The sequence below is a fragment of the Blastococcus sp. SYSU DS0539 genome, from assembly GCF_054050855.1.
In genome coordinates this window covers 207,324-223,401 of the sequence record NZ_JBJHAF010000005.1, presented here as the reverse complement: position 1 = coordinate 223,401, position 16,078 = coordinate 207,324, and the positions used below count along the sequence as shown (strand labels likewise).

Below are 16,078 nucleotides of genomic sequence, written 5' to 3'. Positions count from 1 at the left end.
GGGCCGGGGAGGGCGTCACGCTGCGGTGACGCACCCGGCGGTCGGGACCGCCGGGCAGGGGGTCACTTGACGGTGACGGTGGCGCCGGCGCCCTCGAGGGCGGCCTGGGCCTTGTCGGCAGCGTCCTTGGCGACCTTCTCCAGGACCGGCTTCGGCGCGTTGTCGACCAGGTCCTTGGCCTCCTTGAGGCCGAGCGAGGTCAGGCCGCGCACCTCCTTGATGACCTGGATCTTCTTGTCGCCGGCGCTCTCGAGGATGACGTCGAACTCGTCCTGCTCGGCAGCAGCCTCGTCGCCACCGCCGCCGCCACCGGCGGCCGGAGCGGCCGCGACGGCGACCGGGGCAGCCGCGGTGACGTCGAACGTCTCCTCGAACTGCTTCACGAAGTCGGACAGCTCGAGGAGGGTCATCTCCTTGAAGGCGTCGAGCAGCTCGGCGCTGGAAAGCTTGGCCATGGTGTCTCCTTCTGGGATCAGTCGTCGCTGGCCGCGTCGGCGGCAGCGGTGTCGTTGTCGGGGGTGGTGTCAGCAGCAGCGGTCTCGGCGGCGGGAGCCTCGGCAGCCGGTGCGTCGGCGGCCTTCTTCTCCTGCAGCGCGGCGGCCAGCCGGGCGACCTGCGACAGCGGGGCCTGGAACAGCCCGGCAGCCTTGGTCAGGTTGCCCTTCATCGCACCGGCCAGCTTGGCCAGCAGGACCTCACGGCTCTCGACGTCGGCGAGGCGGGTGACCTCGGCGGCGTCGACCGTACGGCCCTCGACCACGCCGCCCTTGACGACGAGCAGCGGGTTGGTGCGCGCGAAGTCACGGATGGCCTTGGCGGCGTTCACCGGGTCACCCTCGATGAAGGCGATCGCGGTGGGACCGTTGAGCAGCGGTGCGAGGTCGGAGAAACCGACCTGCTCCGCCGCACGCTTCGTCAGGGTGTTCTTGACGACGGCGTAGCTGCTGCCCTCACCGAGGGAACGACGCAGCTGGGTCAGCTGCGCCACGGTCAGCCCGCGGTACTCGGTGAGCACCGCTGCGCTGGACGACTGGAACCGCTCGGTGATCTCGTCGATCACCGCGGCCTTCGCCTGCGTGGGCATGGGCCTCCTCTCGTCTGTCGGGCGACCACGGACGCTGCACGACGACGGGCGATCGATCGCTCCGGAGACACGAAACGCCCCGGCGCAGGGCGCACGGGGCGATGGCGGACGCGCGTGGCGTCCGGCTACCGAACCGTCCTCCTGCGCGGGTCGCCCGACATCTGCGGACCTTCGATCGCACGCGGACGTGCGACGACCAGCGGTCTTGGGGGGAACGTCGCCAAGGGTACGCCATGTCGGCCCGCAGCCGGGAGGCAGCCCTGCCGGAACGCGCGAGGGCCCCGCAACGCGGTGCGCTGCGGGGCCCTTTCAGTGCGTCGCTCAGGCGGTGCCCATGGTCTTGCTCCGCGCCCCGGTCCGCTCCTCGCTCGTTCCTCGCTGCGATGCGCCCGGGGCTGTCGCTCAGGCGGTGGGCTCGTCCACCGTCAGGTTGCGGGTGCGGTTCGGGTCGACCGGGATGCCCGGGCCCATCGTGGTGGAGATGGTGACCTTCTTGACGTACCGGCCCTTGGCCGAGGACGGCTTGGCCCGGAGCACCTCGTCGAGGGCCGCGGCGTAGTTCTCGACCAGCTTGGCCTGGTCGAACGACGTCTTGCCGATGACCAGGTGCAGGTTGGCCTGCTTGTCGACGCGGAAGTTGATCTTCCCGCCCTTGATGTCGTTGACGGCCTTGGTGACGTCGGGGGTCACGGTGCCCGTCTTCGGGTTCGGCATCAGACCACGGGGGCCCAGGATGCGGGCGATCCGGCCGACCTTGGCCATCTGGTCGGGGGTGGCGATCGCCGCGTCGAAGTCCAGGAAGCCACCCTGGATCCGCTCGATCAGGTCGTCGGACCCGACGACGTCGGCGCCGGCGGCCTCGGCCTCGGCGGCCTTGTCACCGGTCGCGAAGACGATGACGCGGGCGGTCTTGCCGGTGCCGTGGGGCAGGTTGACCGTGCCGCGGACCATCTGGTCGGCCTTGCGCGGGTCGACACCCAGGCGCATGGCGACCTCGACGGTGGCGTCGTAGGCGGTCGTCGACGTCTCCTTGGCCAGGGAGGCGGCCTGGAGCGGGCTGTACAGCGTGTCGCGGTCGACCTTGTCGGCCGCGGCGCGGAACTTCTTGCCGTGCTTCGCCATGGTGGTTCCTCTCCGGGGGCGTACGCCCCGGTCGTGTGGTGTCCGGGCCTGGCGGGGCCCTCCCACGGGTGCTGGGTGGTGCGGGAGCGGGCTGGTCAGCCCTGGACCGTGATGCCCATCGACCGGGCGGTGCCGGCGATGATCTTCTCGGCCTGCTCGAGGTCGTTGGCGTTGAGGTCGGCCATCTTGGTGGTGGCGATCTCGCGGACCTGGTCACGGGTGACCGTGGCGACCTTGGTCTTGTGCGGCTCGCCCGACCCCTTCTCGACACCGGCGGCCTTGAGCAGCATGCGCGCGGCCGGCGGGGTCTTGGTGACGAACGTGAAGGTCCGGTCCTCGAAGACCGAGATCTCCACGGGGACGACGTTCCCGCGCTGCGACTCGGTCGCGGCGTTGTACGCCTTGCAGAACTCCATGATGTTGACGCCGTGCTGGCCCAGCGCCGGACCCACGGGCGGCGCGGGGGTGGCCGCACCGGCGTTGATCTGGAGCTTGATGACCGCGGTCAACCGCTTCCTGGGGGGCATGACTTCCTTCTTCTGTGACTGAACAGCTCGTACGGGTTACCGGGTCAGATCTTCTGAACCTGGCTGAACGACAGCTCGACGGGCGTCTCGCGGCCGAAGATGGAGACCAGCACCTGCAGCTTCTGCTGCTCGGCGTTGATCTCGTTGATGGTGGCGGGCAGCGTCGCGAACGGGCCGTCCATGACGGTGATCGACTCGCCGACCTCGAAGTCGACGACCTGGGCCGGCGCCGCGGGGGCGCCACCGGCCGACGCGGCGGCCTCGGTGGCCCGGGGCGCCTGCGGCGCGGTGGCGGGCACCAGGATCTTGACGACCTCGTCGAGGGTCAGCGGCGAGGGCTTGGAGGTGGCGCCCACGAAGCCGGTGACGCCGGGGGTGTTGCGGACCGCGCCCCACGACTCGTCGTTGAGCTCCATGCGGACCAGCAGGTAGCCCGGTAGCACCTTGCGGTTGACCTGCGAGCGCTTGCCGTTCTTGATCTCGGTGACCTCCTCGGTGGGCACCTCGATCTGGTAGATGTAGTCCTCGACGTCCAGCGACTGGATGCGCGCCTCGAGGTTGGTCTTCACCTTGTTCTCGTAGCCCGCGTAGGAGTGCACGACGTACCAGTCGCCCGGCGCGATCCGCAGCGCCTTCTTCATCGCCTCGGCAGGGTCCTCGTCCTCCTCCGGCTCGACGCCGGAGCCGGGGGCCGGGGCGGCCAGCGGGTCGGCGGCGAGGGTGTCCGGGTCGCCGGTCTCGATCTCCGGCGTCACGTCGGAGACGGCGGTGTCGGTGTCGAGGTCGGCGGTGTCGCTGGACCCCTCGGCGGCGCCGGTCTCACCGGCGCCGGTCTCGACGTCGGCGGTGCCGCGCTCGTCGAAGCGGGCGTCGTCCAGGTCGGTGCCTTCGACCGCGCTGTCGGTCTCGAAGGGCTCGCGGGGGTCTGTCACAGAGGTCTCTTCCTTGTCAGGGGGCGGTGCGGCGCAGGACGGAGGTCAGCCGAAGACGGCGATCACGCCCGCGGAGAAGAGCAGGTCGAGGCCGGCCACCAGCGCGACGATGAACGCCACGAACACGATGACCACGGTGGTGTAGGTGATCAGCTCGCGGCGGCCCGGCCAGATGACCTTGCGCAGCTCGGCGACGACCTCGCGCAGGAACCGGGCCAGCGAGCGGCGGGGCCGCATCTCCTCGGCGCGGGCCCGCTCCGCCGCGGCCCGCGAGCGGGTCCCGGCGCCGTCCCGGCCCGCGGCCGTGGCCGAGCGGGCGGCCCGCCCGGTGCCCGCGACCGGCTCGTCGTCCTCGTCGCCCTCGGCGGTGATCCGGCCCCGCCGGCGGCTGCGCCGGTCACCCGTGCCGGCGACGACCTTGTCCTCGTCGGCCGCGGCCTCGCCGGCGATCTCGTCCTCGGCGGCCTCGAGCGCGGACGCGTCGTCGACGCCCGGGGCCTCGCGGTCGAGCTGCTCGTCGGTGAGCTCGGCGTCGGAGGCGGCGCGAGCGTCGTCCTCGCGGTCCGGCTTCTCGTCGCTCACTGCGCCTCGCTCGCCTCGTCGTGGTGGCCGCTCGCGCGCGGGCCGTCGGTCGGTGGTGCCGTTGTCCTGCTCGGCAGGGGTGACAGGACTTGAACCTGCAGCCTGCGGTTTTGGAGACCGCTGCTCTGCCAATTGAGCTACACCCCTGTGCCCTGGATGGGCCCGGAACGGCGACCTCGCCATGACGGCGCCCGACCTCGGGGGGAGATCCGGGGCACGCCGGTGGCGGGGTCAACTGCCCCAGAGCCGCAAGTGTACGGGAACGGTTCCGCCGGGAGCCAACCTCCCGCCCGGAGCCCACCCGAGGGCGGCATCCGCGCGGCCGGCAGCGACCGGGCCTCGCGCGGACGGTGGTCTTTGACACGATGGGTCCATGACCGCCGCCTCCTCGCCGGAGTCCGCCGCCCCCTCGATCCCGTTGCCGCCCACCGAGCGGCGCGTGTCCCGCCGCATCGGCGCGATCGCCGAGTCCGCGACCCTGGCCGTGGACGCCAAGGCGAAGGCGCTCAAGGCCGCCGGCAAGCCGGTCATCGGTTTCGGCGCCGGCGAGCCGGACTTCCCCACGCCCGACTACGTGGTCGAGGCGGCCATCACCGCGGCCCGCACCCCGGCCATGCACCGCTACACCCCAGCGGGCGGGCTGCCGGCGCTCAAGGAGTCGATCGTCGCCAAGACCGCGCGCGACTCCGGCCTGCGGGTCACCCCCGCGCAGGTGCTGGTCACCAACGGCGGCAAGCAGGCGGTCTACGAGGCGCTGGCCACCATGCTCGACCCGGGCGACGAGGTCCTCCTGCCCGCGCCCTACTGGACCACCTACCCGGAGGCCATCCGCCTGGCCGGCGGCGTGCCGGTGCCCGTGGTCGCCGACGAGCAGAGCGGCTACCTGGTGTCGGCCGCCCAGCTGGAGGCCGCCCGGACCCCGCGCACCAAGGTGCTGCTGTTCTGCTCGCCGTCGAACCCGACCGGCGCGGTGTACCCGGCCGAGCAGGTCGAGGAGATCGGCCGGTGGGCCGTCGAGCACGGCCTCTGGGTGCTCACCGACGAGATCTACGAGCACCTCACCTACGGCGGGGTGACCCCCGCGTCCATGCCGGTCGTCGTCCCCGAGCTGGCCGACCGCTGCGTGGTCGTCAACGGGGTCGCAAAGACCTACGCGATGACCGGGTGGCGGGTCGGCTGGATCGTCGGCCCGGCCGACGTGGTGAAGGCCGCGACCAACCTCCAGTCGCACGCGACGTCCAACGTCGCCAACGTCTCGCAGGCCGCCGCGGTCGCGGCGCTCAACGGCGACCTGTCCGCGGTGGCCACCATGCGCGCGGCCTTCGACCGGCGCCGGCAGACGATCGTGTCGATGCTGCGGGAGATCCCCGGCATCGCCTGCCCCGAGCCGCAGGGCGCCTTCTACGTCTACCCGTCGGTGAAGGGTCTGCTGGGCCGGCCGATCGCCGGGCGCACCGCGCACACCAGCGCGGAGCTGGCCGAGCTGATCCTGGAGGAGGCGGAGGTCGCCGTCGTCCCCGGCGAGGCCTTCGGCACGCCGGGGTACGTGCGGATGTCCTACGCGCTCGGCGACGACGACCTCGTCGAGGGCGTCACCCGCATGCAGCGCCTGCTCACCCAGGCGGACTGACCGGGGGCCCGGCAGGGTCCAGCGGGGCCGGTCGCCGTGGACCCGGCGACGGGTCAGCGGAGGCGGACCACCGCGCGGGCGAGCGAGAGGACCTTCTCCCCGGAACTGGTGACGGTCAGGTCGATGCGGACGCGACCGTCGTCCCCCACGGTGGCCACCTTGCCGCGCACCACGACCTCGGCACCGGCGTCGTCGTCGGGCACGACCACGGGACGGCCGAAGCGCACCTGGTACTCGACCAGGGCCCCCGGATCGCCGGTCCACTCGGTGACGGCGCGGGCGGCCAGCGCCATCGTGAGCATGCCGTGCGCGATCACCCCGGGCAGGCCGACGGCCGTGGCCACCCGGTCGCTCCAGTGGATGGGGTTGAAGTCCTTGGAGGCGCCGGCGTAGCGCACCAGGTCGGCGCGGGTCACCGGGAAGGTGCGCTCCGGCAGCTCGGTGCCGACGGCGATCTCGGGCCGGTTCACGCCGTTCCTCCGTCCGCACCGCGGGCCACCAGCATCGTCGTCGCCGTGCAGACGGCCTCGCCGTCCTCGGTGGCCAGCTCGACCCGGGTGGTCAGCAGGTCGTTGCCCGCGACGCTGCGCACGGCCTCGATGCTGGTGGTGGCGACCAGCCGGTCGCCGGCACGGATCGGCCGGTGGTGCGCGAACCGCTGCTCGCCGTGGACCACGCGGCTGTAGTCCAGGGAGACGTCGGGATCGTCCAGGACGACGTTCGCCGCGCCCAGCGACACGACGACGGCGAACGTCGGCGGCGCGATCACGTCGGGGTGGCCGGCGGCGCGGGCGGCCGCCGGGTCCAGGTGCACCGGATCGGTGGCACCGACGGCGGCGGCGAACTCGGCGAGCGCCACCCGGCCGACCTCGTAGACGGCAGAGGGCGGGTAGCTGCGCCCGACCAGTCCTCGGTCCAGCGCCATGCTCCCGCCCTCCTGCTCAGTCGCGAACCGCGGTCAGCGGGTCTCGCGGTGGAGCGTGTGCTTGCGCTCGCGCGGGCAGTACTTCTTCAGCTCGATCCGGTCGGGGTCGTTCCGCCGGTTCTTGCGGGTGATGTAGTTGCGGTTCTTGCACTCCTGGCAGGCCAGGGTGATCTTCGGGCGGACGTCGGTGGCTGCCATGGGGCGCTCCTAGCCTTGTGGGACAGGGCCCGGGACCGAGCCCTGCTGCCGGGCCGGCACGAGTGCCGGTACGGCGACGGACCCCGGAGTGCGGGGTCCGTCGGGAGTAGCGGTGACCGGACTTGAACCGGTGACACAGCGATTATGAGCCGCTTGCTCTACCAGGCTGAGCTACACCGCCGGGGTGACCACCCGGGCCGGTCTCGCGACAGGACCGGTAGGTCGGGTACTGCCAGAGCCCCTTTACGGAATCGAACCGTAGACCTTCTCCTTACCATGGAGACGCTCTGCCGACTGAGCTAAAGGGGCGTGCTCGGAGCCGTCGAAGACTGTACCTGACCGTGGTGGCCGGGTCTGCGCCGGGGGCGCAGGTCCCCTCCGAACCGTGCGGCGGAACTCTATCAGTCAGGTCCGGACGAACAGTCGGCGGTGGGTGGCACCCGGCGCTGCGGAGCGCACGCCGGTGCGCGCGAGCAGCCACTTCTCCAGCCGGTCCTCCGGCAGCGGCCGGCTGATCAGGAAGCCCTGCAGCTTGTCGCAGCCCATGGCGATCAGCTGGTTCCGCGTCATCTCGTCCTCGACCCCCTCGGCCACCACGCAGAGACCCAGGTTGTGCGCCAGCTCGATGATCGAGCGCGCGATGAACGACTCGCCCTGGCTGGTCGCCATGGTGAGGACGAAGGACTTGTCGATCTTCAGCTCGTCGATGGGCAGCTGGCGCAGCTGCGACAGCGAGGAGTAGCCGGTGCCGAAGTCGTCCATCGCCAGCCGGAGCCCGAGGTCGTGCAGGTCCTCCAGGACCGTGCTCTCGCGCACCGAGTCGTCGATGACGCTGCTCTCGGTGAGCTCCAGGACGAGCAGCTCACCGGGCACCTGGTGCCTCGCGAGGGCGTCGCGGATCCGCTCGACCAGGTCGGGCTCGCTCAGCGAGCACGCGGAGATGTTGATCCCCACCGACAGCGAGATCCCCTGGTCCAGCCAGCGCCGGCAGCGCGCGAGCGCGAGGTCCAGGACGTGGTCGGTGACGGCGCCGATCCGGCCCACCTGCTCGGCCAGGCTGATCACGTCCTCGGGCGGGATGCTGCCGTAGCGCGGGTGGGCCCAGCGGACCAGCGTCTCCACCGACACGATGTCGGAGGTCTTGGCGTCGATGACCGGCTGGTAGACGACCCCGATCTGACCGTCGGCCATGGCGTGCTCGAGCTCGGTGCCCAGCTGCAGGCGCCGGAGGCTCTGCTGGTCGAGCACCGGGTGGTAGCTGGCGACGCCGCCGGAGCTCCCCGCGGCCAGCAGGGCGACGTCGGCCCGCTGCATGAGCGTCCCGGCGTCCGTGCCGTGCCCGGGGGCGGCGGCGACACCGATGGTCAGCGACACCTCGAGGTCGAGCCCGGCCACCCGGACGCGGGTGGCCGCGGCCTCCCGCAGCCGCCGCGCGGCCTGCTCGGTCGCCGCCAGGGAGAGACCGGGGAGGAGCACCGCGAACTGCTCGCGCTCCATGCGGGCCAGGAGCGCCCGCGGCGGGGCGTGCTCGCGCAGCAGACCGGCGGTGACCAGCAGCAGCTCGTCGCTGGCCGCGTGGCCGAGGGTGTCGGTGACGTCGGCGTAGGTGCCGAGGGAGGCCAGGATCAACCCGGCCTGGCCGCCGTCGTCGCCCGACACCAGCCGGCTGAGCTCGTCGGCGAGACGCTGCCGGTTGGGCAGGCCGGTGAGCCGGTCGTGGTCGGCGTCGTAGCGGATGCGGGTCAGCAGCTGCTGCTGCCGGATCGCGGCGTTGACGTGGGTGAGCATCGAGTCCAGCGCCCCGCGTTCGGCGCGGCCGAAGGACACGATGTCGCTGCGGCGGTCGCAGACCTCCAGATAGCCCGGCTCGCCAGCGGCCGTGGTCACCGGCGCCCCCAGCAGCTCGGAGACCCCCCGGCGGGACAGCGCGGCCGCCTCGCGCTCGTCGGCGCGGTTCGCCGAGACCCGGATCGCCCCGCCGGTGGAGGCGACCGCGCGGCGACGCAGCAGGTCGTCGGAGTCCCCGGGGCCGTCGTACCAGTCGGCGCCGTCCTCGGTGGCGACCACGAGCCGGGGGCCCTCGTCGAGGTAGGGCGGCAGCCAGAGCGCCACCCGCTCGGCGTTGAGCAGCTCGCGCACGGCCTGGACGATCTGCCGGGTGCCCGCGTCGTCGGGCGCGACCTCCTCCACCCGGCGGGCGAACTCGTAGACCCGCTCGAGGGAGTGGCTCTCGCGGGTGACGCCGGCGAACCGGCGGTAGACCAGCACGAACGCGGCGACCATCGGCACGACGAGCAGCCACGACCACAGCGTCGTGTGCAGCAGCAGGAGGATGGCCAGGCCGATCGTGACGGCGACCGGCTGCACCACGACGACCGGGACGAAGAGGCTGCTCCAGATGGCCCGCCCGGGGTAGCCCTGGGTGAGGGTGATCGCCCCGGCGACGAGGCCCGCGCCCACGACGTTCGCGGCGAACACGGCGAGCAGGCAGGCGAGCCAGGTGGACGGACTGGCGAGGCCGTCGGGCGACAGGAGCGTGAGGATGGCGGTGGCGACCCCCGCCTCCAGCACCGCTACCTCGGTGTTGAACACGACCTTCGCCGCGGGGAGCCGCTGGGCCAGGAGGACGACGGCGACCGCGGCGGCCCGGGTGGCGGCGGTCCACGCGCCACCGACCTCGAGCAGCGCGATGACGAAGGCCACTTCGCTCGCCGAGCTGTGGAAGCTCTGCCGGCGGAACTCGACGTGGACGTTGACCCATTCGGCGGCGACCGCGGTGAAGAGCACCGCCAGCAGAACCGCGGCCGGGACGACCCGCGGCTCGCTGGTGAGTAGCAGGACACCGACCGGGCAGGCGAACGACAGCCCGAGCAGCGCGGCCAGCCACGGACTGCGCACCGCGCGCGGCCGATGAGGCTCGCGGTCGTCCTGTTCAGCCACGTGAAACTGCGCTCTCTCCCGGGTCGTTGGGCGGGCGAAGGCTAACAGCGACCTCGGCCACTACCAGCCTCGTCCAACCCGGAAGAGTCAGTCGACCGACAGAGGAAACACGGCGTTCACGGGCCGTGGCTCTCCGGGGCGGCCGCTCCGGAGAACTGCCGCCCCGGGGGACGAACGAAAAGGAATCAGGCCGACCGACGGGTCCACTTGACGCCACGGGTCCACTTGACGCCGCGGACCTGGACGTTGCGCTGCACGGTGCTGTTCATGGCGCCTCCCTCTGGGAATGACTGATTGGCTGTAGCGGAAGCCATCCACGCGCGGGGGCAGAGCGTCGTTGAATACGGACCGCGCGGGAGACACTCCTTCCCGTCACGACTGGCGACAAGCATGTCGCTGGTGACACGCCGCGATCTTCGTCATGTCGTCACCAGCCGCCACATACGTCACACGAACAGTGACCTGACGCGCCGGGTCCCCGGCCGATCCGGCCATTCAGGGCCGGCCCGTCCGGAACGGGGAGCCGGGCGGTCGGCGCCGGCCGGGGTGGTCCCGGGGGTCCGTGCGCGACCGTCGTCCACAGGCCGTGGCCGGGCGTGCGCCGGGCGGGTGAACCGCCGTCCACAGTGTCCACAGATCGTGTCCACAGGTGGTGGACGACCGGAGCCCGGGGCTTACGCTGCCGCGCGTGCGCCCCGGCCAGGACGACCGCGAACGCGGCTCGACGCTGCCGTTCGTCCTGGTCTGCTGGCTGGTCGCCGCGCTGATGGCCTTCGGTGCCATCGCGGCCTCCGACGCCTTCCTCGAGCAGCAGGACGTGCAGTCGGTGTGCGACGGCGCCGCCCTCGCCGCGGCCAACCAGGCCGACGAGGCCGTCGTCTACGCCCGCGGCGTCGGCACGGAGCTCCCGCTGACGCGCGCCGCGGCGCAGGCCGCGGTGGCCGACCAGCTGGCCGACGGCGGGGTGCGGCTGGACAGCTGGGCGGCCGAGACCGACGGCGCCGAGGTGACCGTGCGGTGCACCCGCTCCGTCGACATCGCGTTCGGCTGGCTGTTCCTGGGCGGGCAGCAGCTCGAGCGGACCGCCGTCTCCAGCGCCCGGGCCCCCACGCTGCCCTGAGCCGACCCCGGACGGGCGACGGCCCCCGACCAGGTGGTCGGGGGCCGTCGTACCGGGCGTGGCGGGTGAAGGATTCGAACCTTCGTAGGCTAAGCCGACGGATTTACAGTCCGCTCCCATTGGCCACTCGGGCAACCCGCCGCGATTGGTACGCGGGAGAGAGTAACAAGACGAGGGGCCCCGGCACGGAACGGGTCCCCACCGACGGGCCGCCGTGGCGGCCCCGTCCCGCACGGAGAGGAACGACATGGCCGACGCATCCTTCGACGTCGTGAGCAAGGTCGACCGGCAGGAGGTCGACAACGCCCTCAACCAGGCGGGCAAGGAGCTCTCGCAGCGCTTCGACTTCCGCGGCACCAACGCGACCATCGCCTGGGCCGGGGAGGACGGCGTGACGCTGCAGGCCGACACCGAGGAGCGGGTCGTCGCGGCGCTCGAGGTGTTCAAGGAGAAGCTGATCAAGCGCGGCATCTCGCTCAAGGTGCTCGACGCCGGCGAGCCGCAGGCCTCGGGCAAGAGCTACAAGATCGGCGCGAAGATCAAGCAGGGCATCGAGTCCGACACCGCGAAGAAGATCTCCAAGCTGATCCGCGACGAGGGCCCCAAGGGCGTCCAGGCGCAGATCCAGGGCGACCAGCTCCGGGTGAGCGGGAAGAAGCGCGACGACCTGCAGGCGGTGCAGCAGCTGCTGCGCGGGGCGGATCTCGACGTCGCCCTGCAGTTCGACAACTACCGCTGACGACGCCGCCGGCGGCTGACCCCGGACGGTGTGCGCGGGCGGGGGGTTCCGCACCGCAGAACCCCTCCCCCGCGCACACTGCCAGGTGTTGGGGACGCTCCCTCAGCGCTGGCCGAGCTCGCGGGCCATCTGCTCCAGGCGGGCGATCCGCTCGGGCATGGGCGGGTGGCTGGCGAACATCGAGGCCATCCCCTGACCGCGGAACGGGTTGGCGATCATCAGGTGGCTCTGGGTGACCAACCGCTCCTCCTGCGGCAGCGGGCGGGCGGCGGTCCCCCGCTCGATGACCCGGAGCGCGTCGGCCAGCGCGAGCGGGTCCTGCGACAGCTGGGCACCCGAGGCGTCGGCCTGGAACTCGCGGCTGCGGCTGACCGCCATCTGCACCAGCCCGGCGGCGAGCGGGCCGAGCAGCATGAGCAGCAGCCCGCCGATCATGTTGCCGCCGCCGCGGTCCTCGCCGGACCGGCCGCCGAACAGCGACGCGAACATCGCCATGTGCGCCAGGTAGGTGATCACCGTGGCCATGGCACCGGCGACCGAGCTGATCAGGATGTCGCGGTTGTAGACGTGCGAGAGCTCGTGGGCGAGCACGCCGCGAAGCTGCCGGCGGTCGAGCAGCTCGAGGATGCCCTGGGTGACGCAGACGGCGGCGTTGCGCGGGTTGCGGCCGGTGGCGAAGGCGTTGGGCTGCGCGGTGGGGCTGACGTAGAGCCGGGGCATCGGCTGCCGCGCCTCGGTGGCCAGCTCGCGGACGATCGCGTACAGGGCCGGCGCCTGGGTCTGGGTGACCGGGAAGGCCCGCATCGCGCGCAGCGCCAGCTTGTCGGAGTTGAAGTACGCGTAGCCGTTGACGCCGAGCGCGATCACCAGCGCGATGACCAGGCCACCGCGGCCGCCGATGAGCGCACCCGCCATCAGGATGAGCCCGCCCATGAGGCCCAGGAGCAGGGCCGTCTTCAGTCCGTTGTTCCAGCGCTGCACGTCCGCTCCAACGTCGTCCCCCGGGACCACGTTCCCGGTGGGCGTGCCCCGTGTCCCCCGGTGGAATGACGGAGCGCCCGGCACCGTTGGCCCGTGCGGACGCGGTGAAATCCTCGCCGCCGCAGCGTGTCCGGTTGCACATCCCCGCCGCCGACACACGCACGTAACCTCGCCCGATGGAGGTAGACCGCTGATGACTGGCACCAACCCGACCGTCGCGCCGTCGGACTCGAACGGCGCACTGGCCACCACGGTGTCCAGCGCGGCCCCCGGCGGGCTCGTCAAGAGCGTCGTGGAGCTCGACCGCGTCGTCATCCGGCTGGCCGGTGACTCCGGCGACGGCATGCAGCTGACCGGCAACCGGTTCACCAGCGAGACGGCGTCCTTCGGCAACGACCTGAAGACGCTGCCGAACTTCCCCGCCGAGATCCGGGCGCCGACGGGGACCCTGCCGGGCGTCAGCTCCTTCCAGTTGCAGTTCGCCGACCACGACGTCATGACGCCGGGCGACGCCCCGGACGTGCTCGTGGCGATGAACCCGGCCGCGCTCAAGGCCAACCTCGCCGAGCTCCCCGGTGGGGGTCTGCTGATCGTCGACTCCGACGAGTTCACGCCGCGCAACCTGGCCAAGGTCGGCTACGCCACCAACCCGCTGGAGGACGGCTCGCTCGAGGGCTGGCAGACGGTCAGCGTGCCGCTGACGTCGATGACCCTCGACGCGCTCGCCGACTCCGGCCTCGGCAAGAAGGAGGCCGAGCGGAGCAAGAACATGTTCACGCTCGGCCTGCTGTCGTGGATGTACCACCGGCCCACCGAGGGCACCATCCGCTTCCTCGAGCGGACGTTCCGCCGCAAGCCGGAGATCGCCGCGGCCAACATCGCCGCGTTCCGCGCCGGCTACAACTACGGCGACACCACCGAGGCCTTCGCCGTCTCCTATGAGATCAAGCCGGCCCCGATGAAGCCCGGGCGCTACCGCAACATCTCGGGGAACCAGGCGCTCGCCCTCGGGCTCGTGGCCGCCGGCCAGCGCTCCGGGCTGCCGGTGTTCCTCGGCGCCTACCCGATCACCCCGGCCTCGGACATCCTGCACGAGCTGTCCCGGCACAAGTCCTTCGGTGTGCGGACGTTCCAGGCCGAGGACGAGATCGCCGGCATCGGCGCGGCCCTCGGCGCCTCCTTCGGCGGCGCGCTGGGCATCACGACGACGTCGGGCCCCGGTGTGGCGCTCAAGGGCGAGACGATCGGCCTGGCGGTCATGACCGAGCTGCCGCTGGTCATCGTGGACGTGCAGCGCGGCGGGCCCTCCACCGGCCTGCCCACCAAGACCGAGCAGTCGGACCTGCTGCAGGCGATGTTCGGCCGCAACGGCGAGGCGCCGGTGCCGGTGATCGCACCGCGTTCCCCGGGCGACTGCTTCTACGCCGCGGTCGAGGCGGCGCGGATCGCCCTGGCCTACCGGACGCCGGTCATGCTGTTGTCGGACGGCTACCTGGCTAACGGCGCGGAGCCGTGGGCCATCCCGGACGTCGACTCCCTCCCCGACCTGACGCCGGCCGTCGGCTTCGCCACCGAGCCCAACGGCGAGGACGGCGAGTTCCTCCCCTACCTGCGGGACGAGGAGACGCTGGCCCGCGCCTGGGCCATCCCCGGCACCGCCGGCATGCAGCACCGGATCGGCGGGCTGGAGAAGGCCGACAAGACCGGCAACATCTCCTACGACCCGGCCAACCACGACTTCATGACCCGCACGCGCCAGGCCAAGGTCGACGGCATCGCCGCGTCGATCCCGCCCACCGACGTGGATGACCCGGACGGCGACGCCCGCGTCGCCGTCATCGGGTGGGGTTCCACCTACGGCCCCATCGGCGCTGCCTGCCGGCGGATCCGGAGCTCCGGCCGCAAGGTCGCCCAGATCCACCTGCGGCACATCAACCCGTTCCCGGCCGACCTGGGCGAGGTCCTGGCCCGGTACGACCGGGTGATCTGCCCGGAGATGAACCTCGGCCAGCTGGCCCTGCTGCTGCGCGCGAAGTACCTGGTCGACGTCCAGAGCCACACCCAGGTGCGCGGGATGCCGTTCCGCTCCGCCGAGCTGGCCGCGGTCATCCAGGACGCCATCGACAGCGGGAGCACCGACGCTGTGAACACCGACGCTGTGAACACCGACGCTGTGAACGGAGCCCTCCAGTGAGCACCATCGACCTCGGCATGCCGGCTGGGTCGCCGATCCCGCCCGGCCCCATCGCGGACGCCATCACCGCCTCGGTCGAGACCCAGGGCGAGAAGCAGACCGCGCTCAAGGCCAAGGACCTCAAGACCGACCAGGAGGTGCGCTGGTGCCCCGGGTGCGGTGACTACGTCATCCTCAACGCGGTCCAGAGCTTCCTGCCCAGCCTCGGCATCGCCCGCGAGGACATGGTGATCGTGTCGGGCATCGGCTGCTCGTCGCGCTTCCCGTACTACCTGGACACCTACGGGATGCACTCGATCCACGGCCGGGCGCCGGCGATCGCCACCGGCCTGGCCGCCTCCCGTCCCGACCTGTCGGTCTGGGTCGTCACCGGTGACGGCGACGCGCTGTCGATCGGCGGCAACCACCTGATCCACGCGCTGCGGCGGAACGTCAACATGACGATCCTGCTGTTCAACAACCGGATCTACGGGCTCACGAAGGGCCAGTACTCCCCCACCTCCGAGGTCGGGAAGGTCACCAAGTCCACGCCGATGGGCTCGCTGGACCACCCGTTCAACCCGGTGTCGCTGGCCATCGGCGCCGACGCCACCTTCGTCGGCCGGGCGATGGACTCCGACCGCAAGGGGCTGACGGAGGTGCTGCGGCAGGCCGCCGAGCACCAGGGCACGTCGCTGGTGGAGATCTACCAGAACTGCAACATCTTCAACGACGGCGCGTTCGACCTGCTCAAGGACCCGGGCACGGGCCCGATGTGGACGATCCCGCTCGAGCACGGCAAGCCGCTGGTGTTCGGCCCGGACGGCGCCTCGTGCGTGGTCCGCGACGACTTCGGCGGGCTGCGGATCGCCGAGACCAACCAGGTCGACGCGAGCGAGATCGTGGTGCACGACGCCACCCGGCAGGACCCGTCCTACGCGTTCGCCCTGTCGCGGCTGTCCTCGCAGGACCTCCGCTACACCCCGATGGGCGTCTTCCGGTCGATCCAGAAGCCCTCGTACGAGGCGATGATGGCTGAGCAGCTCCACGAGGCACGCCTCCAGGGCCCCGGCGACCTCGACGCGCTGCTCGCCGGCGGCGACACCTGGACCGTGGAGAGCTGAG

The 16,078-nt window shown here is 71.9% G+C and carries 16 protein-coding genes and 4 tRNA genes; 5 read left to right on the top strand and 15 right to left on the bottom strand.

Going from position 1 to position 16,078, the window contains the following annotated elements:
* Positions 1-62: 62 nt before the first annotated feature.
* The 7 genes from rplL to ACI790_RS08755 all read right to left on the bottom strand — a co-directional run bounded on the left by rplL (position 63) and on the right by ACI790_RS08755 (position 4,394).
* On the bottom strand, positions 63-455 hold the full coding sequence (rplL, locus tag ACI790_RS08785; RefSeq protein WP_456569410.1) for a 50S ribosomal protein L7/L12: 393 nt from the start codon (positions 453-455) through the stop codon (positions 63-65).
* A 17-nt stretch (positions 456-472) separates the two neighbouring features.
* The gene (gene rplJ, locus ACI790_RS08780) at positions 473-1,084 is read right to left on the bottom strand and encodes a 50S ribosomal protein L10 (RefSeq protein WP_456569409.1); all 612 of its coding nucleotides are present in this window, start codon (positions 1,082-1,084) and stop codon (positions 473-475) included.
* A 402-nt stretch (positions 1,085-1,486) separates the two neighbouring features.
* Positions 1,487-2,206 (bottom strand): 50S ribosomal protein L1, encoded by a 720-nt coding sequence (gene rplA, locus ACI790_RS08775; RefSeq protein ID WP_456569408.1) that lies wholly within the window; start codon positions 2,204-2,206, stop codon positions 1,487-1,489.
* A 95-nt stretch (positions 2,207-2,301) separates the two neighbouring features.
* Entirely contained in the window at positions 2,302-2,733 is a 432-nt protein-coding gene (gene rplK / locus ACI790_RS08770; protein ID WP_456569407.1) for a 50S ribosomal protein L11, read from the bottom strand.
* Between the two features lie 44 nt (positions 2,734-2,777).
* Entirely contained in the window at positions 2,778-3,665 is an 888-nt protein-coding gene (nusG, locus tag ACI790_RS08765) for a transcription termination/antitermination protein NusG (protein WP_456569406.1), read from the bottom strand.
* Between the two features lie 45 nt (positions 3,666-3,710).
* A complete protein-coding gene (secE, locus tag ACI790_RS08760; protein WP_456569405.1) occupies positions 3,711-4,247 on the bottom strand; it encodes a preprotein translocase subunit SecE in 537 nt (178 codons plus the stop codon).
* Between the two features lie 74 nt (positions 4,248-4,321).
* Positions 4,322-4,394, bottom strand: a tRNA-Trp gene (locus tag ACI790_RS08755).
* Between the two features lie 226 nt (positions 4,395-4,620).
* On the opposite strand from ACI790_RS08755, the gene ACI790_RS08750 reads away from it, so the two are divergent.
* Positions 4,621-5,877 (top strand): pyridoxal phosphate-dependent aminotransferase, encoded by a 1,257-nt coding sequence (locus ACI790_RS08750; protein WP_456569404.1) that lies wholly within the window; start codon positions 4,621-4,623, stop codon positions 5,875-5,877.
* A gap of 53 nt (positions 5,878-5,930) precedes the next feature.
* On the opposite strand, the gene ACI790_RS08745 is transcribed toward ACI790_RS08750, so the two are convergent.
* The 6 genes from ACI790_RS08745 to ACI790_RS08720 form a co-directional block, all read right to left on the bottom strand.
* Positions 5,931-6,347 carry a MaoC family dehydratase gene (locus tag ACI790_RS08745; RefSeq protein WP_456569403.1) on the bottom strand — a complete coding sequence of 139 codons (417 nt, stop codon included), beginning with the start codon at positions 6,345-6,347 and terminating at the stop codon, positions 5,931-5,933.
* Positions 6,344-6,802: an FAS1-like dehydratase domain-containing protein gene (locus tag ACI790_RS08740; RefSeq protein WP_456569402.1), complete on the bottom strand. Its 459-nt coding sequence runs from the start codon at positions 6,800-6,802 to the stop codon at positions 6,344-6,346. The genes ACI790_RS08745 and ACI790_RS08740 overlap by 4 nt, the downstream gene beginning before the upstream one ends.
* 33 nt (positions 6,803-6,835) lie before the next feature.
* Positions 6,836-7,000: a 50S ribosomal protein L33 gene (rpmG, locus tag ACI790_RS08735; protein ID WP_456569401.1), complete on the bottom strand. Its 165-nt coding sequence runs from the start codon at positions 6,998-7,000 to the stop codon at positions 6,836-6,838.
* Between the two features lie 107 nt (positions 7,001-7,107).
* Positions 7,108-7,181, bottom strand: a tRNA-Met gene (locus tag ACI790_RS08730).
* A gap of 55 nt (positions 7,182-7,236) precedes the next feature.
* Positions 7,237-7,309: transfer RNA gene (locus tag ACI790_RS08725), tRNA-Thr, on the bottom strand.
* A gap of 96 nt (positions 7,310-7,405) precedes the next feature.
* On the bottom strand, positions 7,406-9,940 hold the full coding sequence (locus ACI790_RS08720) for a putative bifunctional diguanylate cyclase/phosphodiesterase (RefSeq protein WP_456569400.1): 2,535 nt from the start codon (positions 9,938-9,940) through the stop codon (positions 7,406-7,408).
* Positions 9,941-10,628: 688 nt separating this feature from the next.
* On the opposite strand from ACI790_RS08720, the gene ACI790_RS08715 reads away from it, so the two are divergent.
* Entirely contained in the window at positions 10,629-11,060 is a 432-nt protein-coding gene (locus tag ACI790_RS08715) for a pilus assembly protein TadG-related protein (RefSeq protein WP_456569399.1), read from the top strand.
* 59 nt (positions 11,061-11,119) lie between these two features.
* Here the strand turns inward: ACI790_RS08715 and ACI790_RS08710 are convergent.
* Positions 11,120-11,201 (bottom strand) — tRNA-Tyr (locus tag ACI790_RS08710).
* A 106-nt stretch (positions 11,202-11,307) separates the two neighbouring features.
* On the opposite strand from ACI790_RS08710, the gene ACI790_RS08705 reads away from it, so the two are divergent.
* Complete coding sequence (locus tag ACI790_RS08705; protein ID WP_456569398.1) at positions 11,308-11,799, top strand: YajQ family cyclic di-GMP-binding protein; 492 nt, start codon at positions 11,308-11,310, stop codon at positions 11,797-11,799.
* Positions 11,800-11,901: 102 nt separating this feature from the next.
* Here the strand turns inward: ACI790_RS08705 and htpX are convergent, their stop codons facing one another.
* Complete coding sequence (htpX, locus tag ACI790_RS08700) at positions 11,902-12,780, bottom strand: zinc metalloprotease HtpX (protein WP_456569397.1); 879 nt, start codon at positions 12,778-12,780, stop codon at positions 11,902-11,904.
* 193 nt (positions 12,781-12,973) lie between these two features.
* Between htpX and ACI790_RS08695 the strand changes: the two genes are divergently transcribed.
* Together ACI790_RS08695 and ACI790_RS08690 are read left to right on the top strand one after the other, a co-directional pair.
* Positions 12,974-14,974: a 2-oxoacid:acceptor oxidoreductase subunit alpha gene (locus ACI790_RS08695; protein ID WP_456569396.1), complete on the top strand. Its 2,001-nt coding sequence runs from the start codon at positions 12,974-12,976 to the stop codon at positions 14,972-14,974.
* On the top strand, positions 14,971-16,077 hold the full coding sequence (locus ACI790_RS08690; RefSeq protein ID WP_456569395.1) for a 2-oxoacid:ferredoxin oxidoreductase subunit beta: 1,107 nt from the start codon (positions 14,971-14,973) through the stop codon (positions 16,075-16,077). The genes ACI790_RS08695 and ACI790_RS08690 overlap by 4 nt, the downstream gene beginning before the upstream one ends.
* Position 16,078 lies beyond the last annotated feature (1 nt).

Coding starts and splice junctions, on each gene's coding strand:
- rplK (WP_456569407.1), bottom strand. CDS start 2,733: ATGCCCCCCAGGAAGCGGTTGACCGCGGTCATCAAGCTCCAGATCAAC.
- rpmG (WP_456569401.1), bottom strand. CDS start 7,000: ATGGCAGCCACCGACGTCCGCCCGAAGATCACCCTGGCCTGCCAGGAG.
- rplL (WP_456569410.1), bottom strand. CDS start 455: ATGGCCAAGCTTTCCAGCGCCGAGCTGCTCGACGCCTTCAAGGAGATG.
- rplA (WP_456569408.1), bottom strand. CDS start 2,206: ATGGCGAAGCACGGCAAGAAGTTCCGCGCCGCGGCCGACAAGGTCGAC.
- ACI790_RS08695 (WP_456569396.1), top strand. CDS start 12,974: ATGACTGGCACCAACCCGACCGTCGCGCCGTCGGACTCGAACGGCGCA.
- ACI790_RS08705 (WP_456569398.1), top strand. CDS start 11,308: ATGGCCGACGCATCCTTCGACGTCGTGAGCAAGGTCGACCGGCAGGAG.
- rplJ (WP_456569409.1), bottom strand. CDS start 1,084: ATGCCCACGCAGGCGAAGGCCGCGGTGATCGACGAGATCACCGAGCGG.
- ACI790_RS08750 (WP_456569404.1), top strand. CDS start 4,621: ATGACCGCCGCCTCCTCGCCGGAGTCCGCCGCCCCCTCGATCCCGTTG.
- ACI790_RS08740 (WP_456569402.1), bottom strand. CDS start 6,802: ATGGCGCTGGACCGAGGACTGGTCGGGCGCAGCTACCCGCCCTCTGCC.